This is a genomic window from Streptomyces sp. NPDC057654, from assembly GCF_042800135.1.
Taxonomy (GTDB): domain Bacteria; phylum Actinomycetota; class Actinomycetes; order Streptomycetales; family Streptomycetaceae; genus Streptomyces.
In genome coordinates this window covers 1-24,381 of sequence record NZ_JBHVHQ010000031.1, presented here as the reverse complement: position 1 = coordinate 24,381, position 24,381 = coordinate 1, and the positions used below count along the sequence as shown (strand labels likewise).

Below are 24,381 nucleotides of genomic sequence, written 5' to 3'. Positions count from 1 at the left end.
CTCTTGGCCCTCGCCGGATCCGCCGGGCGGCGCGTCGCGAAGGAGCAGCAGCCCGAGCACGCCGAAGAGCAGGCAGGCGGCGGCGTTGCCGAGGAACAGCTGCGTGTACGAGTTGGTCGCCAGCCAGCCGCCGACGAAGCCGCCGACGGCGGCGCCGATGTTCATGGCGAACCGGAAGACCGCGAAGGCGGCCACCCGCTGCTGGTTGGTCGTCACGGAGTCCACCAGCAGGGCCGAGGCCGCCGGCCGGTAGATCTGCGACGCGACCCCGATGAGGCCGACCACGACGATGTTCAGGAACAACGTGCTCAGCGCCGGGACGAGGGCCGTCAGCACGGCGGAGGTGACGCCCGAGAGCGCGATGGTCCAGCGTCTGCCGAGCCTGTCGGCGAGATATCCCCCGACGGCGTTGCCGAGCACATTGCCCACTCCGGCGGCGCCGAGCACCAGCCCGGCGAGCCCCGCCGAGTAGCCCTGACTGCTGGTCAGGTACAGGACGATGAAGACCGGCAGGAAGTTGCCGCACCGGTTGACGAGAATGCCGAGGCTGACGATCCATACCCGCGCCGGCAGCTCGCGCAGGGTGTGGCGGAACGGCGGGTCCTCGCCCTCCGGCCGCTCGGTGGCCGCGCTGCTCACGTGATCGGCTCCACGTGGATCCGCACCGCCGCGAGCAGCCGCTCGCAGTCGGCGATCGCCTCATCGGCGGTTCCGCCCCTGGCGATGACGTGACCGACCCGGCTGTCGTTCCAGGACAGCGGCGGGATCTCGTCCCCGGGCCGGACCGAGACGACCAGGTCGTACAGCGCGGGGTCGTCGGCCACTTCCTCGACGCCGGTCACTTCCGTCACCCGTCCCGGCGGCGGGGTGAGGAAGCGGATCGCCGCACCCGCCACCGGGGCCGGGGAGCGGCGGAGCGGTTCGAGCAGACCGAAGGGGGCGGCGAGCGCGTAGCGGTCCATGTCGATGCCATAGGCGATCTGGGTCAGGTCGCTGATCCGGTCGCCTCCTACGCGGTTGTGCGACTCGATGATCGACGGGCCCCGCGAGGTCAGCTTGACCTCGGTGTGCGCGGGGCCGTGGCGCAGCCCGACCGCGTCGAGGAACTCCGCCACCAGCTTCTCCACCTCGCGCAGCAGCGGCTCCGAGTGACGGCTCGGCTGGGAGTGGCCGGTCTCGATGAAGCCCGTGCCGGTGCTGACCTTGTCGGTCGTTCCGATGAGGACGTGACGCCCGTCGAAGCTCAGCGTCTCGACGCTGAGCTCGGGGCCGTCCAGGTACTCCTCCATCAGGAACCGGTCGAGGTCCCCGGCCAGGTCCTTCGCGTCGAGCTGCTTGCCCAGGGCGTGGAAGCGCTCCACGACCGGCGCCACGTCCGACTCGTCGCGCACCGCGAAGATGCCGATGCTGCCGGCCTCGTCGATCGGCTTCACCACCACCGGCAGCCCGTTGGCCTTGACGAACGCCCGCAGATCGTCCTCGGTCCTGCCCACCTCGGCGGCGACCGGGCTGACGCCCATGGCGTTGAGGCGCCGGCGCATGCGCGACTTGTCCAGCAGCATCTCCACCGTCTCCAGTGAATTCCCGCCGAGTCCCAGCTCGTCGCCGATCTTCGCTGCGGGCAGGAGTCCGAGTTCCCACAGCGAGATGACCGCCTGGAACGGGAAGCTCCGGTGCAGCGACCGCACCAACGGCAGAATGCGCTCCGTATCCGCGTAGTCGACGAGCAGCGCCTGGTCGACATACGGCCAGTGGGCCCGGTCGTACTCGTCCGGATTCTGGATATACACCACGCTCAGCCCGAGTTCGTGAGCTTTCTGGACAATCTTGGGCTTCCCCCCGACCACGGCGATTGTCGGCCGCCCGTCGGCCGGGCCCTGTTCCGCGGCCGGAGGTCCGGCAGGCTTGGGGTCAGGTAACACGTAGAACCTCTCTCACAATTCGGTGATGACGCGGGGGCGACAGCCTGAGTGATCATGGGGCCCAGGGCGATGTCCGGGGAATCGTGGCGCCACCGCTATACCTGTCCTGTGGAATGCGAGATTCCAGGTGTGCTGTGCGCCCACGCCGTCGACCGGGCAATTCACGCTCCCCCACGCCGAATCTCCTCCCCGGCCATGAATGTACTCTGGCCCGGGTCGGGCGGGTAGGGTAAATCTCCCAGGGGATGGGGTCCGAAAGGAGCCTGTGGGGCCGCTGGACGGGGCCGCGGAAATCGGTATCGGCCGGTTGCCTTCTGGCAACCTGACTGTAAGTACCGCGTACGGCGGCTGCGTCTCCGGCCGGGCCGTGGCACCCACCGGCTGGACTGAGCCGGCATCTGGCGCGACCTGGCAGGAGCCACAGTGTTGAGGGCGGTCGGCGACGGAGGTTGACGGAGGTCGGGGACCGGTCGACTGCGTGAGCGGTGTCCGGCGCGCGAGGAACTCCTCAGCCGTTGCGGTTGCTCAGTTGTGGTTGCTCAGTAGCTGTTCACGAGGACTCCTGGCTCAGGTGGATGAGCCCTTCGAGAGAGGCCAGGCGGGTGTGCAGGGGGGCCAGTTCATGGTGGCCGCCGAGGTGCGTCATGAGCGGGGTCCAGGCGATGGTGCGCCGATCGTCGGATGGTGCGAAGCGGCGCGCGCGAAGTGGCGGGCGAGAGTGTGGAATGCCTGTTTGGGCTCCCAGTGCCAGGGGGACTCCGGGGCGCCGGGGGTGTCCTGGATCGTCTTGACGATGCTGTAGCTGACCATGTCGAGGTCGTGGCAGGGGTCCTTGGGCCAGTGCGGCGCGTCGGGGGTGATGAACTCGTATGCGTACGCCGAGTACAGGCCCACCGACTCGCAGGCGTCGTACACCGTGGAGAGGTAGTCGGCCTGCGTCTGCTCACTGCGGACCAGAGGTTCGTTGATCCTCGGAGGGTGTTTGGAGTAGTCGACCATCTGCCAGCCCATGCCGCCCTTGGCCGGGGCGCCCCTGTAGGTGCAGGTGCCGAACTCCGCGATCGTCACCGGCTTGCCGTGGCGCAGATAACGGCGCAGCTCCCGGACGTGATCCTGGCGGCGGGGGTGGTTGGAGTAGTAGTCGATGCCGACGATGTCGAAGAGGTTCCAGTCGACGTCTTCGTCCTGGGCGGCGGCATAGCTCAGCGGCCCGCGGAAGACCGACCTGCCGGTTCTCGCGGCGCGTGCGGTGAAGCGTGCCAGTTCCTTTTGCATGCGCTGCGGGTCGAAGTTTCCGCTGGTGAGGTTGTTGATCCGCTCCACAGCGTCGTCACCCGGCACGATGCCCGGTACGAACAGGAAGAACTCGCAGCCGACGCTGAGTTCGACCCGCGCGCCGCCTCGGCGCAGTCGCTCGGCGTACCGACCGGTCTCCGCGAGGTGATCGAGGATCTCCTGCGGCGGGCGGTCCCCCAAGGTGGGCTCGATGCGCAGATGCAGTCCGCGTTGCGCCGCGGCTTCGGCCGTGGTGGTCAGCCGGTCGACGCCGTCTCCGGTGACCTTGATCGAGTTGGCGTGCAACTGCTCTTTGATCGCGTGGACGTCCTCGCGCATGCGATCGGCGTTGTACGCGGTCGCCGGCGTCTCCCCGGCGCCAACCGTGTAGCACACGCCCCGGTAGCGCACGGAGTGCCTGTCCGCTCCCGCCGCTGAGGCGGATGCGGGCTCGGCGGCTTCAGCGGGGGTCGCCGCCATGGTCGCCCCCGCGACCCCGAGAGCCGCCGCTGCGGCCAGGAACTGCTTGCGGCTGATCCCTTTGTCGGGGGTCCGATTGCTGTGCATTGCGCCTCCCGTGCGGTCCGGTGTATCGCTGCTCTACGAGATTAACAGAGTGGTCACTCTAGTTACCTTGTCAGCTTCCCGGCAAGAGAAGCCAAAGAGCTTGGGCTGTCGAACCACGCGATTTCTACGGGCAGTTCAGCGCGTGACCTCTGGCAAACGCCTCACAGCCCCCTCCGGCGAGAACCGGAAGCAGAGCCGCGGCTCCACCTTCCGTAGCAGGTGAAGATCTTTATTGGAGGGCACACTCCACTAATACGGTAGCCTCTGCGTATGCGCACCGTTGATCCCGAGCAGCACGCCCGTAAGCGGGCGGAGATCCTGGCCGCAGCGGCACAGGAGTTCGCCGTGAACGGGGTCGACGGCACCTCGACGGCGAGCATCTGCCGCCGGGCCCGGATCGGGTCGGGGACCTTGTTCCACTACTTTCGGACCAAACGGGCTATCTTTCACGCACTGTTCGCCGACGACCTGGCCGGCAACGCCGCCGTCTGCGAGGCGGCGCTGGCAGCCGAACGGGCGCAGGACGGAGTCGTCGCGCTGGTGGACCATCTCGCCGGTGACCTGGCGGACCCGCTGGTACCCGGCTTGACGGCCGCGGCACTGCTACAGGCGCAACGGGACGCGAAGTTCGCCGCGTTGCTCGCCGCCGACGAGCAGCGAACGCTGACCGCCCTGACTGCGCTGTTGCAGCGGATGGCACGCGAGGGCGCCGCCCTCGCCTTCGAGCCACCGCGAGTGGCCCGGTGGATCGTGACGATGATCGACGCGGTCTTCCTGGCGGCCGTGGAGGACGACTTCGCCCCGGCGGCCCACACCGAGGAACTGCACCGGATCCTCGCCTGGCTGACCGGAAGCCCTATCGGCACGGAGCCGTCTGCGTGAAGGCACGGCGAGGGCGGGGTGGGCCCTGCCCGGTGCCATGACATGGCTGCCGAAGGTGCCGCGTGAGGAGACGGACGCGGCGGCAGGGAAAACGGCGCCGCCACTGGACGCGGAGCGTCCGCCTCTGCCGCCGGGAGGCCGCTACGGGCCGTGGTTTCACTGGATTCCCGAGCGATCCAAAGGCGGAGACGGGCTCATCGTCGTCGCCTGGCAGACCGGCCTCGGGACATCCGCGCAACGGTTACCGGTGAGAACGGCTGGCATCATGCGCGTATGACGACGACTGTGACCCGCTTGGAAACCCACGACAACACCGAGCTCTTCGGAGACGCCGTCGATCCGTTCAGGGTCGCCGAATGCGGTCTGGTCTGGAGGCTCAAGGACCACCACTTCGGGATCAGGATGGACGGGCGGCTCGTCGCCCACGCCGGGCTGGTCGTCCTGCCGCTGTCGGTCGGCGGGCGCCGGATGGACGTGGTGGGTCTGGGCGGCATCGGCGTCGCGGAGGACCAGCGGGGCCGCGGACTGGCGCGGCAGGTGGTGAACGGCGCTCTTGAGTACGCCCGGACGCTGGGCCCGGAGTTCGCGTTCCTGTTCTGCCGAGCGGACGTGGCCGGCCTCTACATACGGCTGGGCTGGCACGAGATCGACGCCCAGGTCGAGGTGGAACAGCCCGACGGCCCGGCGGTGATGCCGCTGCGCACGCTGTGGGTCCCGCTGCGGCAGGGAGCCCAGTGGCCCGAGGGGCCGGTTCGGCTGCACTCACGTCCGATGTGAGCCACCAGTCCATCACTCTTCGTTAACATGCCCCGACGGAGTGCAATGACTCAGGGGTGGAGGAGCATCATGGCATCGGGTGTCGCGGTCAACGACGTCTGCCTACAGGAATACCAGGCATTGAAGCTCGGCAAGAAGCACCGCTACGTGATCTTCAACCTCAACAAGGACAACACGGAGATCACCGTCGAGAAGGTCTCCAGCTCAGCCGACTACGACGACTTCATCGCCGACCTGCCGGATACGGAGTGCCGCTGGGCCGTCTACGACCTCAAGTTCGAGAAGAACGGGGGCGAGCGCAACAGCATCATCTTCATCTCGTGGGCGCCGGACGCCGCCAAGGTCAAGCAGAAGATGCTCTTCGCCTCCTCCAAGGACGCCCTCCGGCGTTCGCTCACCGGTATCGCGGTGGAAGTGCAGGGCACCGAGCCCTCCGAGGTCACCCGCGAATCGCTCCTGGACAAAGCCAACCGCGCACACTGAGCCGTCCCAGATGCCGACCCCGCCCCCAGGGCGGGGTCGGACTCCTTTCACCACGTTGTCCGCGCGCCGGCTCGCTGATGGCCCCGGTCCGTGAAGTGCGTCAGGTCTCGGTCCACTTCTCCAGCCGGCTGCCGCTCGGCACGGTGACGGACATGATGTCGCTGGGGGCGTCCAGGGCGATGCGGTGCCATCGCCCTCGCGGTACGACGGCCGCGGTTCCGGCGCCCAGCTTGATCTGCTCCTCCTCGTCTCCCGGCTGCTGCGGGCGCAAGCACAGACGTATCCCGCCGGTGAGGCAGGAGACGACTTCGTCCGCGGATGTGTGGACTTCCCAGTGGCCGCCATGGACGTCGGCGTCGGTCTCCACATGGAAGGTCATCATTTGCCAGCCGTCCCGCTCGGGGGCGAAGACCGGCCGCACGGCGTGCACCTGACCGTCTTGGCGGAGGTGGAGGAAAGAAGCGTAGAGATCGATCGGAGTGACGGCCATTCCAGAACTCCCCTTCTGCAAAGGACCTGTTGGAACGTGATGGGTTTGACGGTGTGATGCGCGTGATGCATGTGATGGACGTGCTGATGGACCTGTCCTGGACGTGCCTGAAGTCGCTACGTCCAGTGGCATGAGCCGTACGGCGCCGGGCGCCGAAGCAGGCTTCGGAGGGGGCGTCAGCTGACAGCCGGTCGGCGTCCCGCCCAGGGCAGCGCGAGTTCGAGCGTGCGCGACACCTGTAGCAGCAGGTCTTCCCGCCATGGCGCGGCGACGAGTTGGACGCCGACGGGCAGACCGGTGGTGTCGTCGTGGTGGACCGGCAGCGAAATCGCCGGTTGGCCGGTCACGTTGAACAGCGAGGTGAACACGCCCAGCGGATAGCACTTGCGCAGGGGCGACAGCGGGTCGTCGTCACCGCCGCCCGTACGCCAGAAGCCGACGGGCGGGGGCAGGCACGCCATCGTGGGCGTGACGAGCAGGTCGAAACTGCCGTCGAACGCTTCGACGACACGCCGCGACAGACGCTGGGTGCGCTGCACGGCCTCCGCATAGGTCCAGGAGCCGACGGCGCGCGCCGCCTCGCGCAGGGCCCGGTTGTGCGGCTCGACGCGGTCCGGGTCGGCGAGCGGGATGCCCGCGGCAGCGGTGTTCCAGATCGTCGTGAACGCCGCGATCAACTCAACGGTCGGGGGCAGCGGCAGGGGCACGTCCACCAGGTCGTGACCCGCGGCTTCGAGGGTCCGTAGCGTCGTATCGACCGCTGCCAGGCACGCCGGGTCGACGTCCATCCCGGCGATCGGCGGATCGACGAGCACCCCGATCCGCAGCCCGGTCGGCGGGGCCGTCATAAGCGTGTCCGCGAAGGGGCGCCGCGGGGTCGGCGGTGACCACCACGCGGCGGGATCATGGCGGGCGAGTACGTCCAGGGCGGCCGCCGAGTCGGCCACCGTGCGGGTGAGCACGCCGTTGGTCGCCATGCCCTCGCAGTGGACGGTCGCGTCGGTGACCAGACCGCGGGTGGGCTTGAGCCCGACGAGACCGGTGCACGAGGCCGGTACGCGGATCGAGCCGCCGCCGTCGGCGGCGTGCGCGACCGGCGCCATTCCGGAGGCGACGGCCGCGCCCGCGCCGCTCGACGATCCGCCCGGCGAGCGGCCCGGGTCCCACGGGTTACGGGAGATGCCGAGGGCCTCGCTCTCGGTGAACGACACGGAGCCGAACTCGGAGGTGGTGGTCTTCCCGAGCAGCACGAACCCCGCGTCCGTGAACCGGCGCACCACCGGGGCCGATGCCGCGGCCGGCGCCGGGTCGGCGCAGGCGCTCCCGTAGGTCGTGGGCCAGCCGGCCACGTCGAGGAAGTCCTTGACCGGGAGCGGGACGCCGTGGAACGGCGGCAGGTCCTCGGGCGATGCGGCGGCGTACGACCGCGTCGGCTGCCTCGCCCGCGGCTTTGCGGACGTCTTGGTCGGCCCGGTGGCAGAACGCGTTGAGCCGGGGGTCGAGCTCGTCCATCCGTTCCAGGTAGCTGTCGGCCGCCTCAAGCGGGCTCACCTCCTTACGGCGTATGGCCGCGGCGGGCTCGACGGCCGACGTGAACGGGTCGACGGTGCAGCGCGTCATAAACAGTCCCTTCCGGGGTGGTTGGCGGGACGTCAGTGTTGCCGCACGGCCGAGGGCGCGTCTTGGACGAATGTCGCGACGATTCGCGGAACCAGGAGAGTCGGCCCGTAACCTGAAATCATGCGACCTGCCGGGGGAATTCGAGAGGCTGCCGCGAGGTGGGACATCAGCACTCCGACACGACTCGGCCGGCTGCCCGGGGTCGCCATGGCCGGATTCCGTGATACGAGCACGGTCCCTCTCGACCTTCCTGTGATCCCGTATCCGGCTGTCACCGTGGCCGTCGACTTGGGCGACGGGCTGATCGTCGACAACGTCCACGGGCGGCGGCAACGCGACGGCGTCGTCTTCGGGCTCGCGCCCGGCGGCGTTCACGTGCGCGGCCGGAACATCGACTGCCTACAGATACGGCTGTCGCCGGTGATCGCGCATGCGGTACTGGGGGCCGCCCTTGAGCCGGGCGGAGAGATGATCGCTCTCGACGCGCTCTGGGGTCGCGACGCCGCGCGAACCCATGAACGCCTACGCGCTGCCGCCTCATGGGAAGAGCGGTTCACCGTCGCGGAGGCCGCGCTCGCCCGAGCCCACGCGGCAGGCCGGGCGGTCGACCCGGAAGTCGCCTACGCCTGGCGGAAGATGGAGACCAGCCGAGGGCGGATCCGCGTCGAACCGCTGGCGGCAGAGGTCGGCTGGAGCCGCAAGCGGCTGTGGGCGCGGTTCCGCTCGCAGATCGGCCTCACGCCCAAGCGCGCCGCGCAACTGGTTCGCTTCGACCACGCGGCCCACCGCCTCGCCGCGGGGCACAGCGCCGGCTCGGTGGCAGCCGAAAGCGGCTACGCCGACCAGTCCCATCTGCACCGGGACGTCATGGCCTTCACCGGGGTGACCCCTGCGGCTGTTTCGACCGCGCCATGGCTCGCGGTCGACGACGTCGCGTGGACCGCCCCGAAACGCGTACCCAGGCCCTGACGACGACAGCCTCGTCGTCCTGGTGCAGACAACACGTGACACGTACGTCCTGACGGCGGCGAGGTGCGGTTTCTCGACCGTACGTACCGTGCCGCGCCGCGCACTGCCGTCGCGAGGACGTCCGCCGCTACACCCGGCCGGGCGGTCTGGAGGCCGAGCGCGTGGAAGTCCGGGTTCCGGGTGGAGGAGCCGGCGCGTGGCCGTGCGGCAGCAGCGCAGCCACGCCCGAATTGCCCCCGCCCGGCAGGTTCTCTGCGGCGAAGGCGGTACCGAGCCGGTCGCTGCCCGCGGTTCGCTGTTCGCTGTTCGCTGTTCGCTGTTCAGACGAGCGCCGGGGTGGGAACGGGCAGGTAGGGAGTGATGTTGCGCCAGGCGCGTTCGATGTATTCCTCCTTTTCGCCGACCGGGGCGACGTAGTGCAGCGCGCCTTCGGCCGCGTCGTTGCCCTGAAGGCGGGCGATGATCCAGGCGGCGAGGTAGTGCGAGGCCAGGCATCCGCCGGCGGTGGCGATGGTGTCCTTGGCGTAGAAGGGCTGATCGAGCACCTCGACGCCGGCGGCGACGACCCACGGCTTGGTGGTCAGGTCGGTGCAGGCGGGAATCCCGTCGAGCAGGCCGAGCTTGGCCAGCACGAGCGCGCCGGAACACTGCGCCGCGATGAGCTGGCGCGATGGGTCCAGACCGCGCAGGACGTTCATGATCGCCGGGTCTTCGACGACCTCGCGGGTGGCGATGCCGCTGCCGACGATGACGGCGTCAGCGGCGCACGCCTCCTCAAGAGTGGACATCTGCTCGATGACCACTCCGTTCATGGAGGTCACCTTGGGGGCAGGGGTGGCGATGGTGACGCGCCAGTCGTCGGTCTTGATGCGGTTGAGCACTCCGAGCGCGATCAGGGAGTCGAGCTCGTTGTAGCCCTCGAAGGTGAGGATGGCGATGTGCACGGCGGTTCTCCGTCCGTATAAGCCGCATAGGCCGTATGAGCCGGGCTATAAGCGGGGTGGGGCTTGACGGTAAGGACCCACGAACATGACGGTCAAAGAATTGTCATGGATACAATTCGGTGCATGGCAGCCCCGCGATACAAAACGCTGGTCGACGCGCTCGCATCCGACATCCGGGCCGGACGGATCGCCGCGGGTGTGCGGCTGCCGACGCACCGCGGGCTCGCCGCCCGCGAGGGCATCGCCGTGGTGACCGCGACCCGGGTGTACGCGGAGCTGGAAGCGATGGGCCTGGTGAGCCGGGAGCAGGGCCGCGGCACGTTCGTACGCGACATCGCGGTTCCCGCCGGTCACGGCATCGATCAGCAGGCCGTCGCCACGGACGCGGTCGACCTCAACTTCAACTATCCATCACTGCCCGGCCAAGCCGATCTCCTGCGGCAGGCACTGCGAGAGGTGGCCGCCTCCGGTGATCTCGACTCGCTGCTGCGCTACCAGCCGCACTGCGGGCGCCCCCAGGACAGAGCGTCGATCGCACGGCACCTGACGCGTCGGGGAATCACCACAGACGCGGATCGCGTCATCATCGCCAACGGCGCGCAGCACGGCCTGGCCATCACCGTCATGGCCGCGCTCGACGTCGGCGACGTCGTCGCGGTCGACGCGCTCACCTATCCCGGTTTCAAGGTGCTCGCGCGCGCCTTTCACCTCGAACTGGAACCCATACCGACAACCGCCGGCGGGCCGGATCTCGACGCCCTGGAGAAGCTGTGCGCGGTCCGCCCCGTACGCGCGATCTACACCATGCCCACCCTGCACAACCCCCTGGGCTGGGTCATGCCGGCAGCCGACCGAACCCGCCTCGTCAAGATCGCTCGCCGGCACGGTGCGCTCATCATCGAGGACGCCTCCTATGCCTACCTGGCCGAGGACCCTCCACCGCCTCTGGCCGCCATCGCGCCGGACATAACCCTCTACGTCTCGGGACTGTCCAAGAACGTCGCCACCGGCCTGCGGGTCGGCTTCGTCGTCGCCCCGCCGTCCGCGGTGCCCTCCCTCGAACGCGCGATCCGGGCGACTACCTGGAACACCCCCGCCCTCACGACCGCGATCGCCTGCCGCTGGCTCGACGACGGCACGGTGGACCACTTCGAAGCGCAGAAACGCGACGACGCCAGGGCTCGCCAAGCAATCGCCCGACAAGAGCTGGCGGGCCTGCCGCTCATCAGCCACCCCTCGTCCTACTTCACATGGCTGCCACTGCCCGACGACGCACGCGCCGATCGCCTGACGGCCACCCTCGCGCGACGGCACATCTCGGTGGCGACGGCGGAACCGTTCACCACCTCGACGCACACGCCGCAGGCGATCCGCCTCGCTCTCGGCTCGACCGATCTGGACAGTCTCAGGTCGACACTGCGTGCGGTGCGACGAGCCGCTGTCGAGGATGCCTACGCCTGAGCTTGTTCTCTAAGGTTTCTGTCGCCTCCCGGCACCGAGGACCAATGGCCCAGACGCGTTTGTCAGACCGCCTCGGTACGGTCGGCTCATGAGAGCTACGGCAACTTTCCGTCAAAGCGTTCGTCCCGGCTGAGCTGAAGTCCGAGCCTGCTGTGTCCACTGGACTGCCGGTAGGTGTCGCGACGATGGAGAAACACTTCGAGGGAGAGGTCGTGGGACATTCGGCGACCCTGTTCACTGCCGCGTTCGACCAGTCGACAGGCGTCGGCACCTATGTGGCCATGGAGTCGTTCGAAGGATCGATGCAGGGACGGGAGGGGTCCTTCAACTTCGTGCACTCGGCGACAACATCCGGCAGCGACCGCACAGCGGAGTTCTTCACCATCGTGCCTTCAAGCGGCACCGGCGAGCTGGTCGGGATCTCCGGGGCCGGAGGGATGGCCGTCGATGCTGACGGCACGCATCGCATCTGGTTCGACTACCAGCTCGGCTAAACGGCGGGTCTTGTCGGCCTCGAACTATGACCCCAACATGATCGCCCGAATGAGGATTCCCGGGACGTGAACACGGACTTCGTCTGATCCTGTGCTCCGACCAAAGACGCACCTGACCAGCACGAAGGCCGTGGGGGAATGAGTCTGCTGCAACCTGGCATCCAGCGGGAGCCGTTCTCGATGGCGTCACGCTTCCTCCGGGACAGGCTCAGGCAGCAAACTCACCTTCACGGCCTTCGTCGTGGTCACGTGTGTCCTTGGTTGGAGCACATGATCAGTTGAAGGCCGCCTCAGCGTCCGGCGAACACCCAGGTGAGCGGCCTAGTTCGAGGAGTATTTCGACTCATCGATAGCCTGCGTCACCATGATGCGTGCTTGGATCCTGCCGATACTGCTTGTTCTCTGCAGCTCAGCCGTCGCAACCGGGCTGATCTTCAAGGGGAGCCCCGGCACGGCCGCGGCACTCCTGGTGGCATTCCTGGCGCTCGCCGGCGTGAACTCGCCCCTGATCTTCCCGAGGTCGATCGGTGCGCAGGAGGCACAACGCCGCAGTGCGGCCGACGGCCGGCCGGTCGTCTTCTGGCGGCCGGGCTGCAAGTACTGCATCCGACTGCGCATCCGGCTGGGCCGCAAAGCCCGCCAGCTGTACTGGGTCAACATCTGGCGAGACCCGGCAGCAGCCGCAGCGGTGAGGGCAGCCAACGACGGCAACGAGACCGTGCCGACTGTCGTCGTGGCGGGTCGGCCACACACCAACCCCAATCCGGAATGGGTGGGCGAACAGCTCTCCCCTACCGTGTGATCAGAAACCATGCTGTGCCGAAGAGGCATCCGCAGACCCAAGCGAACAGAGGTTAAAAGACAAGCTGAGAAGTTTTCGGCAGCAGTTTCCCGTCGATGCCGGGGCGCGGCCGGCCTCGATCAGGGACGGTGCGTCGTCAACCGCGGCTTCCGGGTACGGATCCGGGTACGGATATGCCCTCCGGCTGAGCCCAAGCAGCGCGGCGCTCTGTCCCTCCCCCACTCGGGGCATGGCCGGGTTCGCCCGCGCACTCCAGGAAGCGGTGTGTCGTTGTCCTGATAGCTCAGCCGATGAGGGCCTCGGTGATCTGACGGGTGGTCTGCGCGGCGACGCGGGGGTTGACGGTGGCGTAGTGGGTATAGGCGTTCAGAGCCGTGGCCAGCGCCCAGCCGCGGCCCCGGAGCCAGGTGACGTCGTCCACGCCGAGCGCGGCACGGAAAGCGGCTCGGCTCCCGGCCGACATCAGGGTGAAGGCGATCATCAGGTCGCAGGCCGGGTCGCCGATGCCGAGCCCGCCGAAGTCGATGACCGCGCTGAGACGGCCGTCGGCCATCAGCAGATTGCCGGTGTGGAAATCGCCGTGCACCCAGACCGGAGGACCGTCCCACCCGGGGGCGCTGACCGCCGCGTCCCACAGCTCGGTCATGGCCGCGGCGTCGAACGCACCGGAGACCTCCGCGATGGCGGCCCGCGTCACCCGATCGCGGTCGGCCAGCGGCCGGGCAGTGAGTTCCTCGCGGGCGCCGTGGTCCAGCAGCCCATCGGGCTCGAACCGTCGCAGGGCGCTCAGGAAACCGGCCAGTTCGACGGCGGCCTCGGACGAATCGGCCAGTGCCTCGATGGTCGCCACCTCCCCGTCCAGCCACCGGCACACTGCCCACGGCCACGGATAGCCGAAGCCCGGCTCCCCCACCCCCACGGGCACGGGGACGGCCAGAGGCAGATGCGGGGCGAGCCGGGGCAGCCACTCGGACTCCTTACCGGCCTGCCCGACAGCACCGACATGACGCGGCAGCCGGACGGACAACTCCGCGCCCAACCGGTAGATCACATGATCCGAGCCGGCCGGGTCGAACAGTTCCAGGGACGTTCCGGCCCACTGCGGGAACTGCGTATCGACCAGGCTTCGGACCAGCGCAGCATCGATCAAAGGGCGGGCATCCGAGGTTCTCCCGATCGACAAGAACAACTCCTCAAGTCGGCCCGCCCCATGCGGCGAGCAGCCAGGGACATCACAGTGCGTCGCGGGTCGCCTGTCGACCGGATTTCCCCCGCCAGCGCCACCCGCCGCAAGGCCGCGGGGCCACGGGGCCACGGACTTGGGTGTCATCAGCTCGGTGATCACGCATCCCAGAGTTACGCCTGGGCCTTTCCCGTCTTCCCTTGACGCGAGGAGAATCCAATTTGCGCACGCCCCTGGTCGACGACCTCGCGGTCACGGAGCCGGAGTGCCGGCTTGCGGGTCGGTGCCGGTGCCGATGTCGATGGTCACGCTCAACCACGGCGCCCGAGTAGTTTGGTCTGTTCGGCCTTGAGGCTGTTGAAGCAGTCGCGGACGTAGTGGGTCATCGCGCCTGTGGGGTACTCCTGGCGCAGTTCTTTGCGGGGGCCACTGGACCACCCGGGGAGTTCGAGTTCGTCGATGGCCGTGAAGACGTACAGTTCCAGGAGCATCCCCGGCATCTCGGCTTCCATCAGGAGGTCTGCCTTGGTGGTGAGCACCTCCCGCATGACCCGCTGGTTGGGCAGGATGATCGCCTGCACCCACCTCTGCCATTCGGTCAGCTCGTCCTCGGTGGGCGGCTCGTCGCCCGGCCGGTCGGGGTGGTGCTGGAAGAGGTTCCGGTCGCCGTCGCGAGGATGGAGCCCGGTGAAGGCGCGGTACGCGCGGTGGTTGGCTTCGACGAGGGCGAGGAGGGGACCGTACAACTCGGCCAACTGGCGGTTGACCCGCTCCAGGCGGCGTTCGCGCTGTGAGAGGCGCAGGTTGTTCACGTAGGTCGCTATGTAACCGGTGAAAGCCACTGCGAGAGTGACGATGACGGTGGGCATGGCACCAGGACCCTACGGCCTTGGGGGCGTGGCGTCCGTTGGACCGGGTCGGCGCAGTCGGTCGCCCGAAAGGGGGAACAGTGCGTCAAATCGGTCGGTGGTGCGCAGAGATCCCCCGAGCGGCGCATCGGAATGCCGCCGCGCCGAGTGAAGGGATCGCCCGTGACCGCACCGTCCTCGATCGACCACCGCACCACCGCCGGCTACAGCCTGCCCATGGCCTACTGGCTGGCCAAGGCATCCGACCTGGCCTACAAGGACGAAACCGCCATCGAAGCCGAGGCACGTTCCTGGGGCTTCGACGAGGTGCGTCATCACACGACGCGGTTCACGCCGCCGTTTCCGCTGGAGGACACGCAGGCGTACACCATCGCGAGCGATGACATGATCATCACCGCCTTTCGCGGCACGGAGCCGAAGCAGATCCGCGACTGGCTCTCGGACGCCACCACTCCCCCATGGCCCGGCCCGAACCGGACCGGCTACATCCACTACGGGTTCGCCGAAGCCCTCCAGTCGATCTTTCCTGATGTCAAGGACACCCTGGCCGAACTGCGCACCGGCGACCAGACCGTATGGTTCACCGGGCACAGCCTCGGCGGCGCGCTCGCGATGCTCGCCGGGGCGCGGATGTATCTGGAGGAGCCGCGGCTGCGGGCGGACGGCGTCTATACGTACGGGCAGCCCCGTACCTGCGACCGGCTGCTGGCCGGTGCGTACGACAAGGGCTTCACGGACCGTATGTTCCGCTTCGTCAACAACAACGACATCGTGCCGCAGCTGCCGCCCGAGCCCGCCTTCACCCATGTCAAGGCGCTGAAGTACATCGACTCCGACGGCGAACTCCACGACACCATGGGCCTGTTCGGCGGCCTCGCGGACCGGGCGAAGGGCTTGACCGCTGACGCCTTCGCGCCCGCCTCGGACGGCATTCGCGACCACTCCATCACACGCTACGTCGCCGCCATCGAAAGCAACCTCGGTCAGCACCGGGCTCTCAGAGGGCGCGGTGCATGATGTGGAGGCCGACGTAGCCCTTCGAGGGGTGGCGGAAGCCTTCTGGCAGGGTGCCCAGTACCTCGAAGCCCAGGGACCGGTACAGGTTCACCGCGTGGGTGTTCGTCTCCACGACCGCGTTGAACTGCATCGACCGGAAGCCCGCCGCGCGTGCCCACTCCATCGTGTACTCGCATAGAGCTCGGCCGATGCCTTGCCCGGAGTGCGCCGGGTCGACCATAAAGCTGGCGCTCGCGATGTGGGAGCCGTTGCCCATGTGGTTGTTGTTCATCTTCGCCGTGCCCAGGACCGTTCCGGCGTCGTCGATGGCTACGACCGTGCGGTTCGGGGCCGGCAGGAGCCACCAGTCGCGGGCCTGCTCCTCGCTGAGATCGGCCGGATAGGTGAAGGTCTCCCCGGCAGCAACGATCTTGTGGAAGAACGGCCAGACGGCGGGCCAGTCCTCGGTCTCGGCTTCTCTGATCAGCATGTGGGCCATGCGGACAGGGTGTCGGGCCGTGTCGCGGAGTCGCCAATGCTTTTCCCATTCCCGTTCCCGTTCCCGTCCCCGGGGCCGTTGCCCGGCTCAGGCTCCCCCCGTCGGTGCGCGTTCGCCCGGGTGAGACACTCTTGTCATCAGCTGAAGACATCATCCGATGACATCGCCTGACGACAGGAGTAGTCCATACCGTGCGTCCGATATCCGGCTCCACCCCCTCCGACCGGCGGCAGCGGGCCCTGGTTCCCGTTCTGGTGTCGCTCGGCATGCTCGTCGCGATCATCAGTAGCCTCGGGGCGCCGCTGATTCCGACGATCGCCGCCGTGGATCATGTCTCGGCGGCCGACGCTCAGTGGTCGCTGACCGTCACGATGCTGGTCGGGGCTGTGGCCACGCCGGCGATGGGGCGCTTGGGGGACGGTCCGCACCGCAAGAGGGTGATTCTGACCGGGCTCGCCGTGGTACTGGGCGGGAGTCTGCTGGCGGCGCTGCCGCTCGGGTTCGCCTACCTCATCGTGGGGCGGGCGTTGCAGGGGGTGGGGATGGGGCTCGTGCCGCTGGCGATCGCCACGGCGCGTGACTCCGTACCGCCGGAGCGGGCCCGGTCGGCGCTGTCGACGCTGTCGCTCACGACAGCGGCCGGTGTCGGCGTCGGTTACCCGGTCACCGGGCTGCTCGCCCAGAGCCTCGGGATGTACGCGGGATTCTGGTTCGCCGTCATCGCCACCGCCGTGGCCCTCGTCACCGCCGCCGTCGTCCTCCCCGCTCCCCCGCCGCGCCCGGCGCACCCGATGGACTATCCCGGCGCCGTGCTCCTCACGCTCGGCATGAGCGGGCTTCTCTTCTCCCTCACCCAGGGCGAACAGTGGGGCTGGGGATCGCCCCGGCTGCTGACGCTGGCCGCCGTCGCGGTGCTGCTGCTGGCCGGCTGGGTGGTGCAGGAGCTGCGCTGCGACCATCCGCTGGTCGATCTGCGCCTGGTCCGCGACCGTACGGTCTTCGCCGCGCACCTGACCACCGTGATGGGCGGCGTCGGCATGTACCTCCTGATCTCCCTGGTGACGCGGTACGTGCAGACGCCGTCGAGCGCCGGGTACGGCTTCGGGGCCTCCGTGGTGGTCACCGGGCTGATCCTGGTGCCGTTCTCGGCCGGCAGCCTGCTGGCCGGCCGCGTGGTGCGGGTCCTGGTCCGCAACCGGCCGCCGGTGCGTATGCTCCCCGTGAGCTGCCTGTTCTCCCTCGCGGCCCTGCTGACCTTCGTCTTCGCCCACAACGGGCTGTGGGAGGTATTCGTGACGATGGGCCTCGCCGGACTCGGCGTCGGCGTCAGCTTCGCGGTCACGCCCGGACTCATCGTCGGCGGCGTCCCCGCGCACGAGACCGGCAGCGCCATGAGCTTCAATCAGGTCGTGAAGTACATCGGATACTCTTCCGGCAGCGCCCTGAGCGCCGTCATCCTCCAAGCGGCCGGCACCACCGGACAAGGGCTTCCGCCCGAGAGCGGCTACCGCACGGCCGGGCTGGTGGGGTGCGCGGTCTGGGCCGCCACCGCCGTCGTCTCGTACGTTCTGATCCGGACCGGGGGCCGCGGCGCCTCGGTCAAGGCCGCCGGGATGGAGCACCGGGTTCGCGCGGCCCACAACGGCTCGGAGCCGGACGGCGCGGACCTCGTCGCGGGCACCGGAGCCGAGCGGTGAGCGGCGAGAACCCCGGGCGCCGCCGCGACGCCGCCCGCAGCCGCGAGCTGCTGCTGACGGCCGCGAGCGAACTGTTCGGCGAGCGGGGCTTCGACCGCACCACCATCCGCGACATCGGCGAGCGCGCCGGCGTGGACCCGGCCCTGATCGCGCGCTACTTCGGCAGCAAGACGCTCCTGTACATCGCCGCCCTGCGCGCCGAACAGGGCGACGCGACCTCGACCGACATCTTCGACGAGCAGCGGCTGCGCGAGGTCTTCGACCGGACCGACCGGCGCGGGCCCGTACCGCTGCTCCAGGTCGCGGTGCAGCCGCTGGGCGACGCGGCGGCGCAGGACGCGGCGCGTACGACCCTGCACTCGCGACTCGTCGAGCCCCTCTACGAACGCTTCGTCCGCGAAGGGGTCGACCGGCCGCAACTGCGCGCCGAGCTGATGGCGGCCGCCATGACCGGAATCCTGCTGGGCCGGCACTCAGGGGCCTTCGACGCGCTCGCCGAGGCCGACCCCGGCGATCTCATCGAGCTGCTGCGCGGCACCTTGCTGAGCGAGGACTGACCCGGGGACACCGCGGGCGCGCCGGGCCATCGCGCCCTCTTGCGCTCTCAGGCCGTGTCCACCGGGTCCACCGGTTCCTGGAGTTCGGTCACCCACGCGTCGCGGTCGTCGGGGCACTCCAGATTGATCTCCCGGGGGTAGCCGGTCGAGCGGTAGCCGTTGGCGTCGATCCAGCGGCCGAGGGTCTGGACGGTGGGCAGGACGGTCTCCATCGAGCCGCGGTGCATGATGGTCGCCGCCTGCTCGACGGGCGGCAGGTCCACGATCCGCAGCCCGTCGTCCTCGCCGAGGGGCGCGGAGACCTCGACGCCCGCGTGGACGACGACCCCGCCGTCCGGCGCGTCCTCGTAGTAGGCGACGCCGGGCCCGCAGGGGGCGATGCCCGCCGCCTCCATACGCCGGAACAGCTCGGCGTACAGCGGCTGGATGACCGGACCGATGGTGTCGAAGTCCAGTGCCAGTCCGGTCAGTTCGGCCAGCCGCACGCTCGGCAGGCTCTTCAGTACGACATCGTCGCTGGGCATCTGCCCCTCGCTCTCGATCGAGCGGAGCCTCGCCTCGACCTGGACCAGCCGGGCCGCCGCGGCCGTCATCGCCGCCTCCAGCTCGGCGCGCCGCAGCCGGAGCATGGCGCGCAGTTCCTCGGTGGTCACCTTCTCATCCAGGATCGCCTGGACCTGCTGGAGGGTGAAGCCGAGGTCCTTGAGCGCGATGACGCGGTTGAGGCGGGCCAACTGGGCGGCCGTGTAGTAGCGGTAGCCGGTGGCCGGGTCGACGTGGGCCGGGCGCAGCAGTCCGGTCGCGTCGTAGTGACGCAGCATCCGGACCGAGACGCGGCCGTGCCGGGCGAAGTCTCCGATGGTGAACATGGTGTCTCCGAGTTCAGCGCCTGACACGGTGTGAGGGTCAAGACCCCCCGGCGTCTCCGATGCCCCGGCGGCGGGGCCGGCCGTCTCCAACCGCTCGCCGCGCGGGGGCGGCCTCAGTCCGTCGAGGTCGAGTCCGGAGAGGCGCTCGCCTGCCGCGGGCGGGCCAGGACCAGGCCCTCGATGCTCTGGTTGAGCTCGCTCAGCAGCGTCAGGAAGCGCTGAGTCGTCTCATCCGTCCACTCCGTCGCCTCGATGAGGCGGGCGGCGCCTTCGATGCTGACATCCCGGTCGGCCCGGAGCCGTTCCAGGCCGAGGGCGGTGGGCCGGTACTTGCGGGCCATGCCGCCGTCGGGGTCGGGGATGCGTTCCACCAGGCCCTTCCGCATCATGGCGCTGACCTGGCGGTTGATGGTGGAGACCCCGACGTGGAAGGTGTTGGCGAGCTCCTTGAGGGTGAGCGGCTCGCCGGTTTCCAGGCGGGTGAGCAGCACGTAGGCGGAGCGCTCCAGAGTCTGGCGCGCGCGGGGCCCGCGCGAGGCGATGAAGTGGCGGGAGAGGAGGGTCAGCTCCCGTTCGAAATCGTTGAGCCGACGCTCTTGTTCATCCATGTTTCTGCCCTTCCTGCGCCGACGCGTCGTCCCATTCTCGTGCATCCCCGCCGCCGGTCATCCCGGCACTCCCCTCTTTGTGCATGATGCAACACGTGTGTACTGTGAATACTAGTTGCATGATGAACATCCGGGTGGCCGGCAGACCGCCTCTCTCGCGGCCCGCATCCCGTAGCCCGCAGCCCCTTCAAGGAGATCTCTTGTCGACCGGTTCTTCTCCCCGCACACGGGGGCCGGGCGCGATCACCGCCGTGATCGCCCTCGGCGGCATCGTCGTGTCGCTCATGCAGACACTCGTCGTGCCGATCATTCCGCAGCTGCCGCGACTGCTCCACGCCTCAGCCTCCGACGCGTCGTGGGTCATCACCGCCACGCTCCTCGCGGCCGCCGTGGTCACGCCCATCTCGGGCCGGCTCGGCGACATGTACGGCAAACGGCGGGTCCTCATCGGCAGCCTGGTCGTGCTCATCGCGGGCTCCGTCGTCTGCGCCCTCTCCGAGAGCCTGGTCCCGGTGATCGTGGGACGCGCCCTGCAAGGTCTGGCCACCGGTCTCATCCCGGTCGGCATCAGCGTCCTGCGCGACGAGCTGCCGGCCGCCCGGGTGGGTGGCGCCGTCTCGCTGGTCAGCGCCACGCTCGGGGTCGGCGGCGCGATCGGCCTGCCGGTGTCGGCCGCCATCGTCCAGAGCGCTGACTGGCACGTCCTGTTCTGGCTCGCCGCCGGTCTCGGAGCCGTCTGCCTGCTGCTGGTGACCCTGCTGCTGTCCGAGTCCCCGAATCTGTCGCCGGGGCGGTTCGACGCCCCGGGCGCGGCCGGTCTGGCGGGCGGCCTGGTGCTTCTGCTGCTGCCGGTCACCAAGGGCGGCGACTGGGGCTGGACCAGCGGCATGACGCTGGGGCTGTTCGCGGCGGGCGTCGTGGTCCTGGCGCTGTGGGGCTGGTACGAGACGCGCGTGTCCCAGCCGCTGGTGGACCTGCGGGTCTCCGTACGCCGTCCCGTGCTGTTCACCAACCTCGCGTCCATCCTGGTCGGCTTCGCCATGTACGCCATGTCGCTGACGCTGCCCCAGCTGTTGCAGTCGCCGAAGGCCACCGGGTACGGGCTGGGGCAGTCCGTCCTGGCCGCGGGCCTCGCGCTGGCGCCGGGCGGCCTGGTCATGATGGCCCTCTCCCCCGTCTCCGCCCGCATCACCGCCCGGTACGGCCCCCGTACCTCCCTGCTCACGGGCGTCGCCGTCATCGGCGTGGGCTACGGCGCGGGGATGCTGCTGATGTCGCAGGTGTGGCAGATCGTCGTCACCTCGATGATCGTCAGCGCCGGCGTCGGCATCGCGTACGCCGCCATGCCCGCGCTCATCATGGGCGCCGTCCCCGTGACCGAGACGGCGTCCGCCAACGGGATCAACGCACTGATGCGCTCCATCGGCACCTCCACCGCCAGCGCGGTCATGACGGCCATCCTGGCGAACATGACCATGCGGCTCGGCCCCGCGCAGCTGCCGACGGAGGGCGGTTTCCGCATGACCTACGTGGTGGCGATGGCCGCCACGGTCGTCGGTCTGCTCCTCACCCTCGCGATCCCGCGCCCCCGCGCCGTGTCCCCCGCGCCCGGCGCCCACGCCGCCGAGCCCGCCGCCCCCGCGTCGGCCGCCTGAACCCGTCCGTGTGCGTACGCCCGTACGCCACCAGGAAAACGCACCGCAAGGAACACGAACATGAACCGTCTTCAGGACAAAGTAGCCGTCATCACCGGAGCCGGGAGCGGCATCGGCCGTGCCGCCGCGCGGCTCATGAGTGCGGAGGGCGCCCGCGTCGTCGTCGCCGACCACGACGCCGAGTCCGCCCACGAGACCGCCGACATCATCACGGCGGCGGGCGGCCAGGCGCTCCCCCTCGCGGTGAACGTCCTCGAAGAGGACTCCATCGCCGCCATGATCAACTCCACCGTCGACGCGTACGGCGCCGTGCACGTCCTGTGCAACCACGTCGGCGGCACCAGTCCCCGCACCGATCTCGACCTGCTCCGCATGGACATGGACGAGTTCGCTCGCGCCGTCGCGCTCAACATGCGCAGCACCCTCCTCGGCTCCCGCCACGCGATCCCACACATGATCCGCGCCGGCGGCGGCTCCGTCATCAACACCGCCTCCGTCGCCGCGCTCGTCGGCGACGTGACGCAGACCGCGTACGGCGCGGTCAAGGCGGCGGTGGTCAACATCACCAAGTCCGTCGCCACGCAGTACGGGCCCCAGAACATCCGCTGCAACGCCATTGCCCCCGGCGCGGTGGTGACCCCCGCCCTGGAGAACAACCTCCCCCAGGAAGTCGTCGACAGCCTGAAGAAGGGCAACGCCCTGCCCTATCTGGGCGCTCCCGAGGACATCGGCCACGTCATGGTGTTCCTCGCCTCCGACGAGTCCCGGTATCTCACCGGCCAACTCCTCGTCGCCGACGGCGGCATGACCATGCAGTCCTCCGCCGCTCCCGGCCGCCGCGCCATGCTCCCCGACTGACCCGGAGACCTTCAGGTCACTCGGCGAACGCGGTGATCTCGTCGCGCAGCGCCTGGAGCATGGTTCGCGCGCCGGGCGACGCGTCATCGGCCGTGACCATCACGGTCTCCCTCTTGAGCACGAACGCGGGGTCCTCGACGCGCAGCCACTTGACGCCGCGCGGGACGCTGTCGGCGGCCAGCCCCGGCAGGACCGAGACGCCCAGGCCCGCGGCGACGAGCCCCAGGCGCGTCTGCCAGCCGCGCGCCTCGTGGGCCACGCGCGGCGCCTGGAGGGTCGGCCAGGCCCCGAACTGGGGGTCGCCCTCGTGGCCGGCCCCCACGATCCACGCCTCCCGTGCCAGGTCGTCGACGTGGACTTCCTCCCGGGAGGCGAGCGGATGGTCCTCGGCGACGGCCACGCCCAGGCCGCGGCCGGTGCGCAGGACCTCGACTCGCAGCCCTGTGAAGTCGTAGTCGGGCAGCCCTTCCCCGACCGCCGCCACGGCCACCTCGATCCGCCCGGCACGCAGGCGGCGCAGCTGTGCGGGGCTGCCCGCTTCCCAGAGGCTCACGGTGAGCGCCGGGTGCGCCGTGTGCAGACGCGCGATCGCCCGGGGCACCAGCGCGGCCGCCGCCGTCGGGTACGCGCCGACGGCCAGGCGGCCCGCGATACGGTCGCGGAGCCCGGCGATCTCCAGTCCCGCCGCCTCCACGTGCGCGAGCATGTGGCGGGCGTGGCGCAGCAGCGCCTCCCCGGACGGCGTCGGCCGGACGCCGCGGGCGTGCCGCTCGAACAGCGGGGCTCCCACCGCCGCTTCCGTGGCGATGACCTGACGCGACACCGCGGACTGCGTGTAGCCGAGCGCCTCGGCCGCCGCGGTGAAGGATCCGCGCTGCGCCACTTCGAGCGTGACGCGCAGACCCGTCAACGTCAGTTCAGGCATGGCCCGACGATATGCGTGCGGCGCGGTACCGGCAACGAAGGACCCGGTCCGTCCCGCATGGCTCCGCGGCACGGGGCTTCGGCCTGTTCAGCCGCTGAGCGCCGGGTATTCCGCGTCCGCGGCGTAGGCGGCGTCCCGCTGCCGTACGAGCGACGCGAGCCGGCCTCGTACCGTGGAGGTGACGGCGTCATAGGCGTCGGAGTTGAGCAGCAGGCGCAGCGGCGGGTCGTCGGACAGCGCCGCCTCGATCACGGCATGGGCGACGCCGGACTGGCTGGCGACCATGGACTCGACCCTGGGCCGGGGAGCGTCCGCCGGGCCGCCGCGGTAGGGCGCGCTGAGCGGGACCCGCTCGGCCGCGTCGTAGAAGCTCGTCCGTACCATCCCGGGCTCCACGAGCACCGTCTTGATCCCGAACGGCGCGACCTCGGCGGCCAGCGTCTCGAAGTACCCCTCGATCCCCCATTTCGTGGCGTGGTAGATCGCGAAGCCGGGGAAGGTGATGTGGCCGCCCATGCTCGACAGCTGGACGAACACGCCGCCGCCCTGCGCGCGGAGGTGCGGGACCGCGCGGCGGGCGAGCTGGATCGAGCCGGTGAGGTTGGTGGCGATCGCCCCCTCGACCTGTTCGTCGGTGAGGTCCTCGGCCGCGCCGAAGACGCCGAGTCCGGCGTTGGAGACGACGACGTCGATGCGCTCGTGGTCGGCGAACGCCTGCGCCGTCACCTCCTCGATCCGGGCGCTGTCGGTCACGTCGAGGCTCGCGCGCCACAGCCGGTCGCCGTGCGCGGCGGCGAGGTCGTCGAGTTGCTCGGGCCGACGCAGGGTGGCGGCGACCCTGTCGCCGCGCATGAGGGCCTGTTCCGCTATCTCACGGCCGATGCCGCGGGATGCTCCGGTGATGAGCCAGGTGGTCATGGTTCTCTCCGTAAGTTGTTGGGTGGCCCGGGAGGGCCGGGTGTGGCTTATGGTTTCTTGC

Annotated in this window: 25 protein-coding genes; 12 read left to right on the top strand and 13 right to left on the bottom strand. The window is 69.5% G+C overall.

Annotated elements, in window-relative coordinates; translation table 11 throughout:
• The 3 genes from ACFU99_RS05025 to ACFU99_RS05015 form a co-directional block, all read right to left on the bottom strand.
• Positions 1-639: MFS transporter (locus ACFU99_RS05025; protein WP_384385896.1), on the bottom strand; the 639-nt coding region annotated here is incomplete at its 3' end.
• Positions 636-1,847 (bottom strand): ATP-grasp domain-containing protein, encoded by a 1,212-nt coding sequence (locus tag ACFU99_RS05020; RefSeq protein WP_384385893.1) that lies wholly within the window; start codon positions 1,845-1,847, stop codon positions 636-638. The genes ACFU99_RS05025 and ACFU99_RS05020, both read right to left, overlap by 4 nt.
• Positions 1,848-2,564: 717 nt before the next feature.
• Complete coding sequence (locus ACFU99_RS05015) at positions 2,565-3,764, bottom strand: abortive phage infection protein (RefSeq protein ID WP_384385890.1); 1,200 nt, start codon at positions 3,762-3,764, stop codon at positions 2,565-2,567.
• Positions 3,765-4,034: 270 nt separating this feature from the next.
• Here ACFU99_RS05015 and ACFU99_RS05010 point away from each other — a divergent pair, with 270 nt between their 5' ends.
• The 3 genes from ACFU99_RS05010 to ACFU99_RS05000 all read left to right on the top strand — a co-directional run bounded on the left by ACFU99_RS05010 (position 4,035) and on the right by ACFU99_RS05000 (position 5,906).
• Positions 4,035-4,646 carry a TetR/AcrR family transcriptional regulator gene (locus ACFU99_RS05010; RefSeq protein WP_384385887.1) on the top strand — a complete coding sequence of 204 codons (612 nt, stop codon included), beginning with the start codon at positions 4,035-4,037 and terminating at the stop codon, positions 4,644-4,646.
• A gap of 273 nt (positions 4,647-4,919) precedes the next feature.
• Complete coding sequence (locus ACFU99_RS05005) at positions 4,920-5,423, top strand: GNAT family N-acetyltransferase (protein ID WP_384385884.1); 504 nt, start codon at positions 4,920-4,922, stop codon at positions 5,421-5,423.
• Positions 5,424-5,492: 69 nt separating this feature from the next.
• Positions 5,493-5,906 carry an actin-binding ADF family protein gene (locus tag ACFU99_RS05000; RefSeq protein WP_384385881.1) on the top strand — a complete coding sequence of 138 codons (414 nt, stop codon included), beginning with the start codon at positions 5,493-5,495 and terminating at the stop codon, positions 5,904-5,906.
• 100 nt (positions 5,907-6,006) lie between these two features.
• On the opposite strand, the gene ACFU99_RS04995 is transcribed toward ACFU99_RS05000, so the two are convergent.
• Positions 6,007-6,396: a cupin gene (locus ACFU99_RS04995; RefSeq protein ID WP_384385878.1), complete on the bottom strand. Its 390-nt coding sequence runs from the start codon at positions 6,394-6,396 to the stop codon at positions 6,007-6,009.
• A 176-nt stretch (positions 6,397-6,572) separates the two neighbouring features.
• Entirely contained in the window at positions 6,573-7,937 is a 1,365-nt protein-coding gene (locus ACFU99_RS04990) for an amidase (RefSeq protein ID WP_384385876.1), read from the bottom strand.
• 355 nt (positions 7,938-8,292) lie between these two features.
• On the opposite strand from ACFU99_RS04990, the gene ACFU99_RS04985 reads away from it, so the two are divergent.
• Positions 8,293-8,985 (top strand): helix-turn-helix domain-containing protein, encoded by a 693-nt coding sequence (locus tag ACFU99_RS04985; RefSeq protein ID WP_384385873.1) that lies wholly within the window; start codon positions 8,293-8,295, stop codon positions 8,983-8,985.
• Positions 8,986-9,305: 320 nt separating this feature from the next.
• Here ACFU99_RS04985 and ACFU99_RS04980 read toward each other — a convergent pair whose 3' ends face one another.
• On the bottom strand, positions 9,306-9,929 hold the full coding sequence (locus ACFU99_RS04980) for a DJ-1/PfpI family protein (protein ID WP_384385870.1): 624 nt from the start codon (positions 9,927-9,929) through the stop codon (positions 9,306-9,308).
• A 123-nt stretch (positions 9,930-10,052) separates the two neighbouring features.
• Here ACFU99_RS04980 and ACFU99_RS04975 point away from each other — a divergent pair, with 123 nt between their 5' ends.
• The 3 genes from ACFU99_RS04975 to ACFU99_RS04965 all read left to right on the top strand — a co-directional run bounded on the left by ACFU99_RS04975 (position 10,053) and on the right by ACFU99_RS04965 (position 12,686).
• Positions 10,053-11,390: a PLP-dependent aminotransferase family protein gene (locus ACFU99_RS04975; RefSeq protein WP_384385867.1), complete on the top strand. Its 1,338-nt coding sequence runs from the start codon at positions 10,053-10,055 to the stop codon at positions 11,388-11,390.
• Between the two features lie 185 nt (positions 11,391-11,575).
• Positions 11,576-11,884 (top strand): DUF3224 domain-containing protein, encoded by a 309-nt coding sequence (locus ACFU99_RS04970; protein ID WP_384385864.1) that lies wholly within the window; start codon positions 11,576-11,578, stop codon positions 11,882-11,884.
• Positions 11,885-12,248: 364 nt separating this feature from the next.
• On the top strand, positions 12,249-12,686 hold the full coding sequence (locus tag ACFU99_RS04965) for a glutaredoxin domain-containing protein (protein WP_384385861.1): 438 nt from the start codon (positions 12,249-12,251) through the stop codon (positions 12,684-12,686).
• A 283-nt stretch (positions 12,687-12,969) separates the two neighbouring features.
• Here ACFU99_RS04965 and ACFU99_RS04960 read toward each other — a convergent pair whose 3' ends face one another.
• A complete protein-coding gene (locus tag ACFU99_RS04960; protein ID WP_384385858.1) occupies positions 12,970-13,869 on the bottom strand; it encodes an aminoglycoside phosphotransferase family protein in 900 nt (299 codons plus the stop codon).
• A gap of 311 nt (positions 13,870-14,180) precedes the next feature.
• Positions 14,181-14,738 carry a hypothetical protein gene (locus ACFU99_RS04955; protein WP_384385855.1) on the bottom strand — a complete coding sequence of 186 codons (558 nt, stop codon included), beginning with the start codon at positions 14,736-14,738 and terminating at the stop codon, positions 14,181-14,183.
• 216 nt (positions 14,739-14,954) lie between these two features.
• On the opposite strand from ACFU99_RS04955, the gene ACFU99_RS04950 reads away from it, so the two are divergent.
• Positions 14,955-15,755 (top strand): lipase family protein, encoded by an 801-nt coding sequence (locus ACFU99_RS04950; RefSeq protein WP_384385905.1) that lies wholly within the window; start codon positions 14,955-14,957, stop codon positions 15,753-15,755.
• On the opposite strand, the gene ACFU99_RS04945 is transcribed toward ACFU99_RS04950, so the two are convergent.
• Positions 15,736-16,224: a GNAT family N-acetyltransferase gene (locus ACFU99_RS04945; RefSeq protein ID WP_384385902.1), complete on the bottom strand. Its 489-nt coding sequence runs from the start codon at positions 16,222-16,224 to the stop codon at positions 15,736-15,738. The genes ACFU99_RS04950 and ACFU99_RS04945 overlap by 20 nt on opposite strands.
• A gap of 200 nt (positions 16,225-16,424) precedes the next feature.
• On the opposite strand from ACFU99_RS04945, the gene ACFU99_RS04940 reads away from it, so the two are divergent.
• Both ACFU99_RS04940 and ACFU99_RS04935 read left to right on the top strand, forming a co-directional pair.
• On the top strand, positions 16,425-17,930 hold the full coding sequence (locus ACFU99_RS04940; protein WP_384385850.1) for an MFS transporter: 1,506 nt from the start codon (positions 16,425-16,427) through the stop codon (positions 17,928-17,930).
• On the top strand, positions 17,927-18,487 hold the full coding sequence (locus ACFU99_RS04935) for a TetR/AcrR family transcriptional regulator (RefSeq protein WP_384385848.1): 561 nt from the start codon (positions 17,927-17,929) through the stop codon (positions 18,485-18,487). Before ACFU99_RS04940 ends, ACFU99_RS04935 begins: the two co-directional genes overlap by 4 nt.
• A 47-nt stretch (positions 18,488-18,534) precedes the next feature.
• Here the strand turns inward: ACFU99_RS04935 and ACFU99_RS04930 are convergent, their stop codons facing one another.
• Both ACFU99_RS04930 and ACFU99_RS04925 read right to left on the bottom strand, forming a co-directional pair.
• Positions 18,535-19,356 (bottom strand): MerR family transcriptional regulator, encoded by an 822-nt coding sequence (locus tag ACFU99_RS04930; RefSeq protein ID WP_384385845.1) that lies wholly within the window; start codon positions 19,354-19,356, stop codon positions 18,535-18,537.
• A 113-nt stretch (positions 19,357-19,469) separates the two neighbouring features.
• On the bottom strand, positions 19,470-19,964 hold the full coding sequence (locus ACFU99_RS04925) for a MarR family winged helix-turn-helix transcriptional regulator (RefSeq protein ID WP_384385842.1): 495 nt from the start codon (positions 19,962-19,964) through the stop codon (positions 19,470-19,472).
• A gap of 122 nt (positions 19,965-20,086) precedes the next feature.
• On the opposite strand from ACFU99_RS04925, the gene ACFU99_RS04920 reads away from it, so the two are divergent.
• Positions 20,087-21,619 carry an MFS transporter gene (locus ACFU99_RS04920; protein ID WP_384385899.1) on the top strand — a complete coding sequence of 511 codons (1,533 nt, stop codon included), beginning with the start codon at positions 20,087-20,089 and terminating at the stop codon, positions 21,617-21,619.
• Positions 21,620-21,679: 60 nt separating this feature from the next.
• The gene (locus ACFU99_RS04915; protein WP_384385839.1) at positions 21,680-22,477 is read left to right on the top strand and encodes an SDR family NAD(P)-dependent oxidoreductase; all 798 of its coding nucleotides are present in this window, start codon (positions 21,680-21,682) and stop codon (positions 22,475-22,477) included.
• Between the two features lie 16 nt (positions 22,478-22,493).
• Here the strand turns inward: ACFU99_RS04915 and ACFU99_RS04910 are convergent, their stop codons facing one another.
• Positions 22,494-23,402, bottom strand: a complete 909-nt coding sequence (locus ACFU99_RS04910) for a LysR family transcriptional regulator (protein ID WP_384385836.1) — start codon at positions 23,400-23,402, stop codon at positions 22,494-22,496.
• 87 nt (positions 23,403-23,489) lie between these two features.
• Positions 23,490-24,320: an SDR family oxidoreductase gene (locus tag ACFU99_RS04905; RefSeq protein WP_384385834.1), complete on the bottom strand. Its 831-nt coding sequence runs from the start codon at positions 24,318-24,320 to the stop codon at positions 23,490-23,492.
• Positions 24,321-24,381 lie beyond the last annotated feature (61 nt).

Coding starts and splice junctions, on each gene's coding strand:
- ACFU99_RS04920 (WP_384385899.1), top strand. CDS start 20,087: ATGAACATCCGGGTGGCCGGCAGACCGCCTCTCTCGCGGCCCGCATCC.
- ACFU99_RS04925 (WP_384385842.1), bottom strand. CDS start 19,964: ATGGATGAACAAGAGCGTCGGCTCAACGATTTCGAACGGGAGCTGACC.
- ACFU99_RS05010 (WP_384385887.1), top strand. CDS start 4,035: ATGCGCACCGTTGATCCCGAGCAGCACGCCCGTAAGCGGGCGGAGATC.
- ACFU99_RS04975 (WP_384385867.1), top strand. CDS start 10,053: ATGGCAGCCCCGCGATACAAAACGCTGGTCGACGCGCTCGCATCCGAC.
- ACFU99_RS04915 (WP_384385839.1), top strand. CDS start 21,680: ATGAACCGTCTTCAGGACAAAGTAGCCGTCATCACCGGAGCCGGGAGC.
- ACFU99_RS04930 (WP_384385845.1), bottom strand. CDS start 19,356: ATGTTCACCATCGGAGACTTCGCCCGGCACGGCCGCGTCTCGGTCCGG.
- ACFU99_RS04965 (WP_384385861.1), top strand. CDS start 12,249: ATGATGCGTGCTTGGATCCTGCCGATACTGCTTGTTCTCTGCAGCTCA.
- ACFU99_RS04910 (WP_384385836.1), bottom strand. CDS start 23,402: ATGCCTGAACTGACGTTGACGGGTCTGCGCGTCACGCTCGAAGTGGCG.
- ACFU99_RS04970 (WP_384385864.1), top strand. CDS start 11,576: ATGGAGAAACACTTCGAGGGAGAGGTCGTGGGACATTCGGCGACCCTG.
- ACFU99_RS05005 (WP_384385884.1), top strand. CDS start 4,920: ATGACGACGACTGTGACCCGCTTGGAAACCCACGACAACACCGAGCTC.
- ACFU99_RS05000 (WP_384385881.1), top strand. CDS start 5,493: ATGGCATCGGGTGTCGCGGTCAACGACGTCTGCCTACAGGAATACCAG.
- ACFU99_RS04950 (WP_384385905.1), top strand. CDS start 14,955: ATGGCCTACTGGCTGGCCAAGGCATCCGACCTGGCCTACAAGGACGAA.
- ACFU99_RS05015 (WP_384385890.1), bottom strand. CDS start 3,764: ATGCACAGCAATCGGACCCCCGACAAAGGGATCAGCCGCAAGCAGTTC.
- ACFU99_RS04955 (WP_384385855.1), bottom strand. CDS start 14,738: ATGCCCACCGTCATCGTCACTCTCGCAGTGGCTTTCACCGGTTACATA.
- ACFU99_RS04945 (WP_384385902.1), bottom strand. CDS start 16,224: ATGCTGATCAGAGAAGCCGAGACCGAGGACTGGCCCGCCGTCTGGCCG.
- ACFU99_RS04995 (WP_384385878.1), bottom strand. CDS start 6,396: ATGGCCGTCACTCCGATCGATCTCTACGCTTCTTTCCTCCACCTCCGC.
- ACFU99_RS04905 (WP_384385834.1), bottom strand. CDS start 24,320: ATGACCACCTGGCTCATCACCGGAGCATCCCGCGGCATCGGCCGTGAG.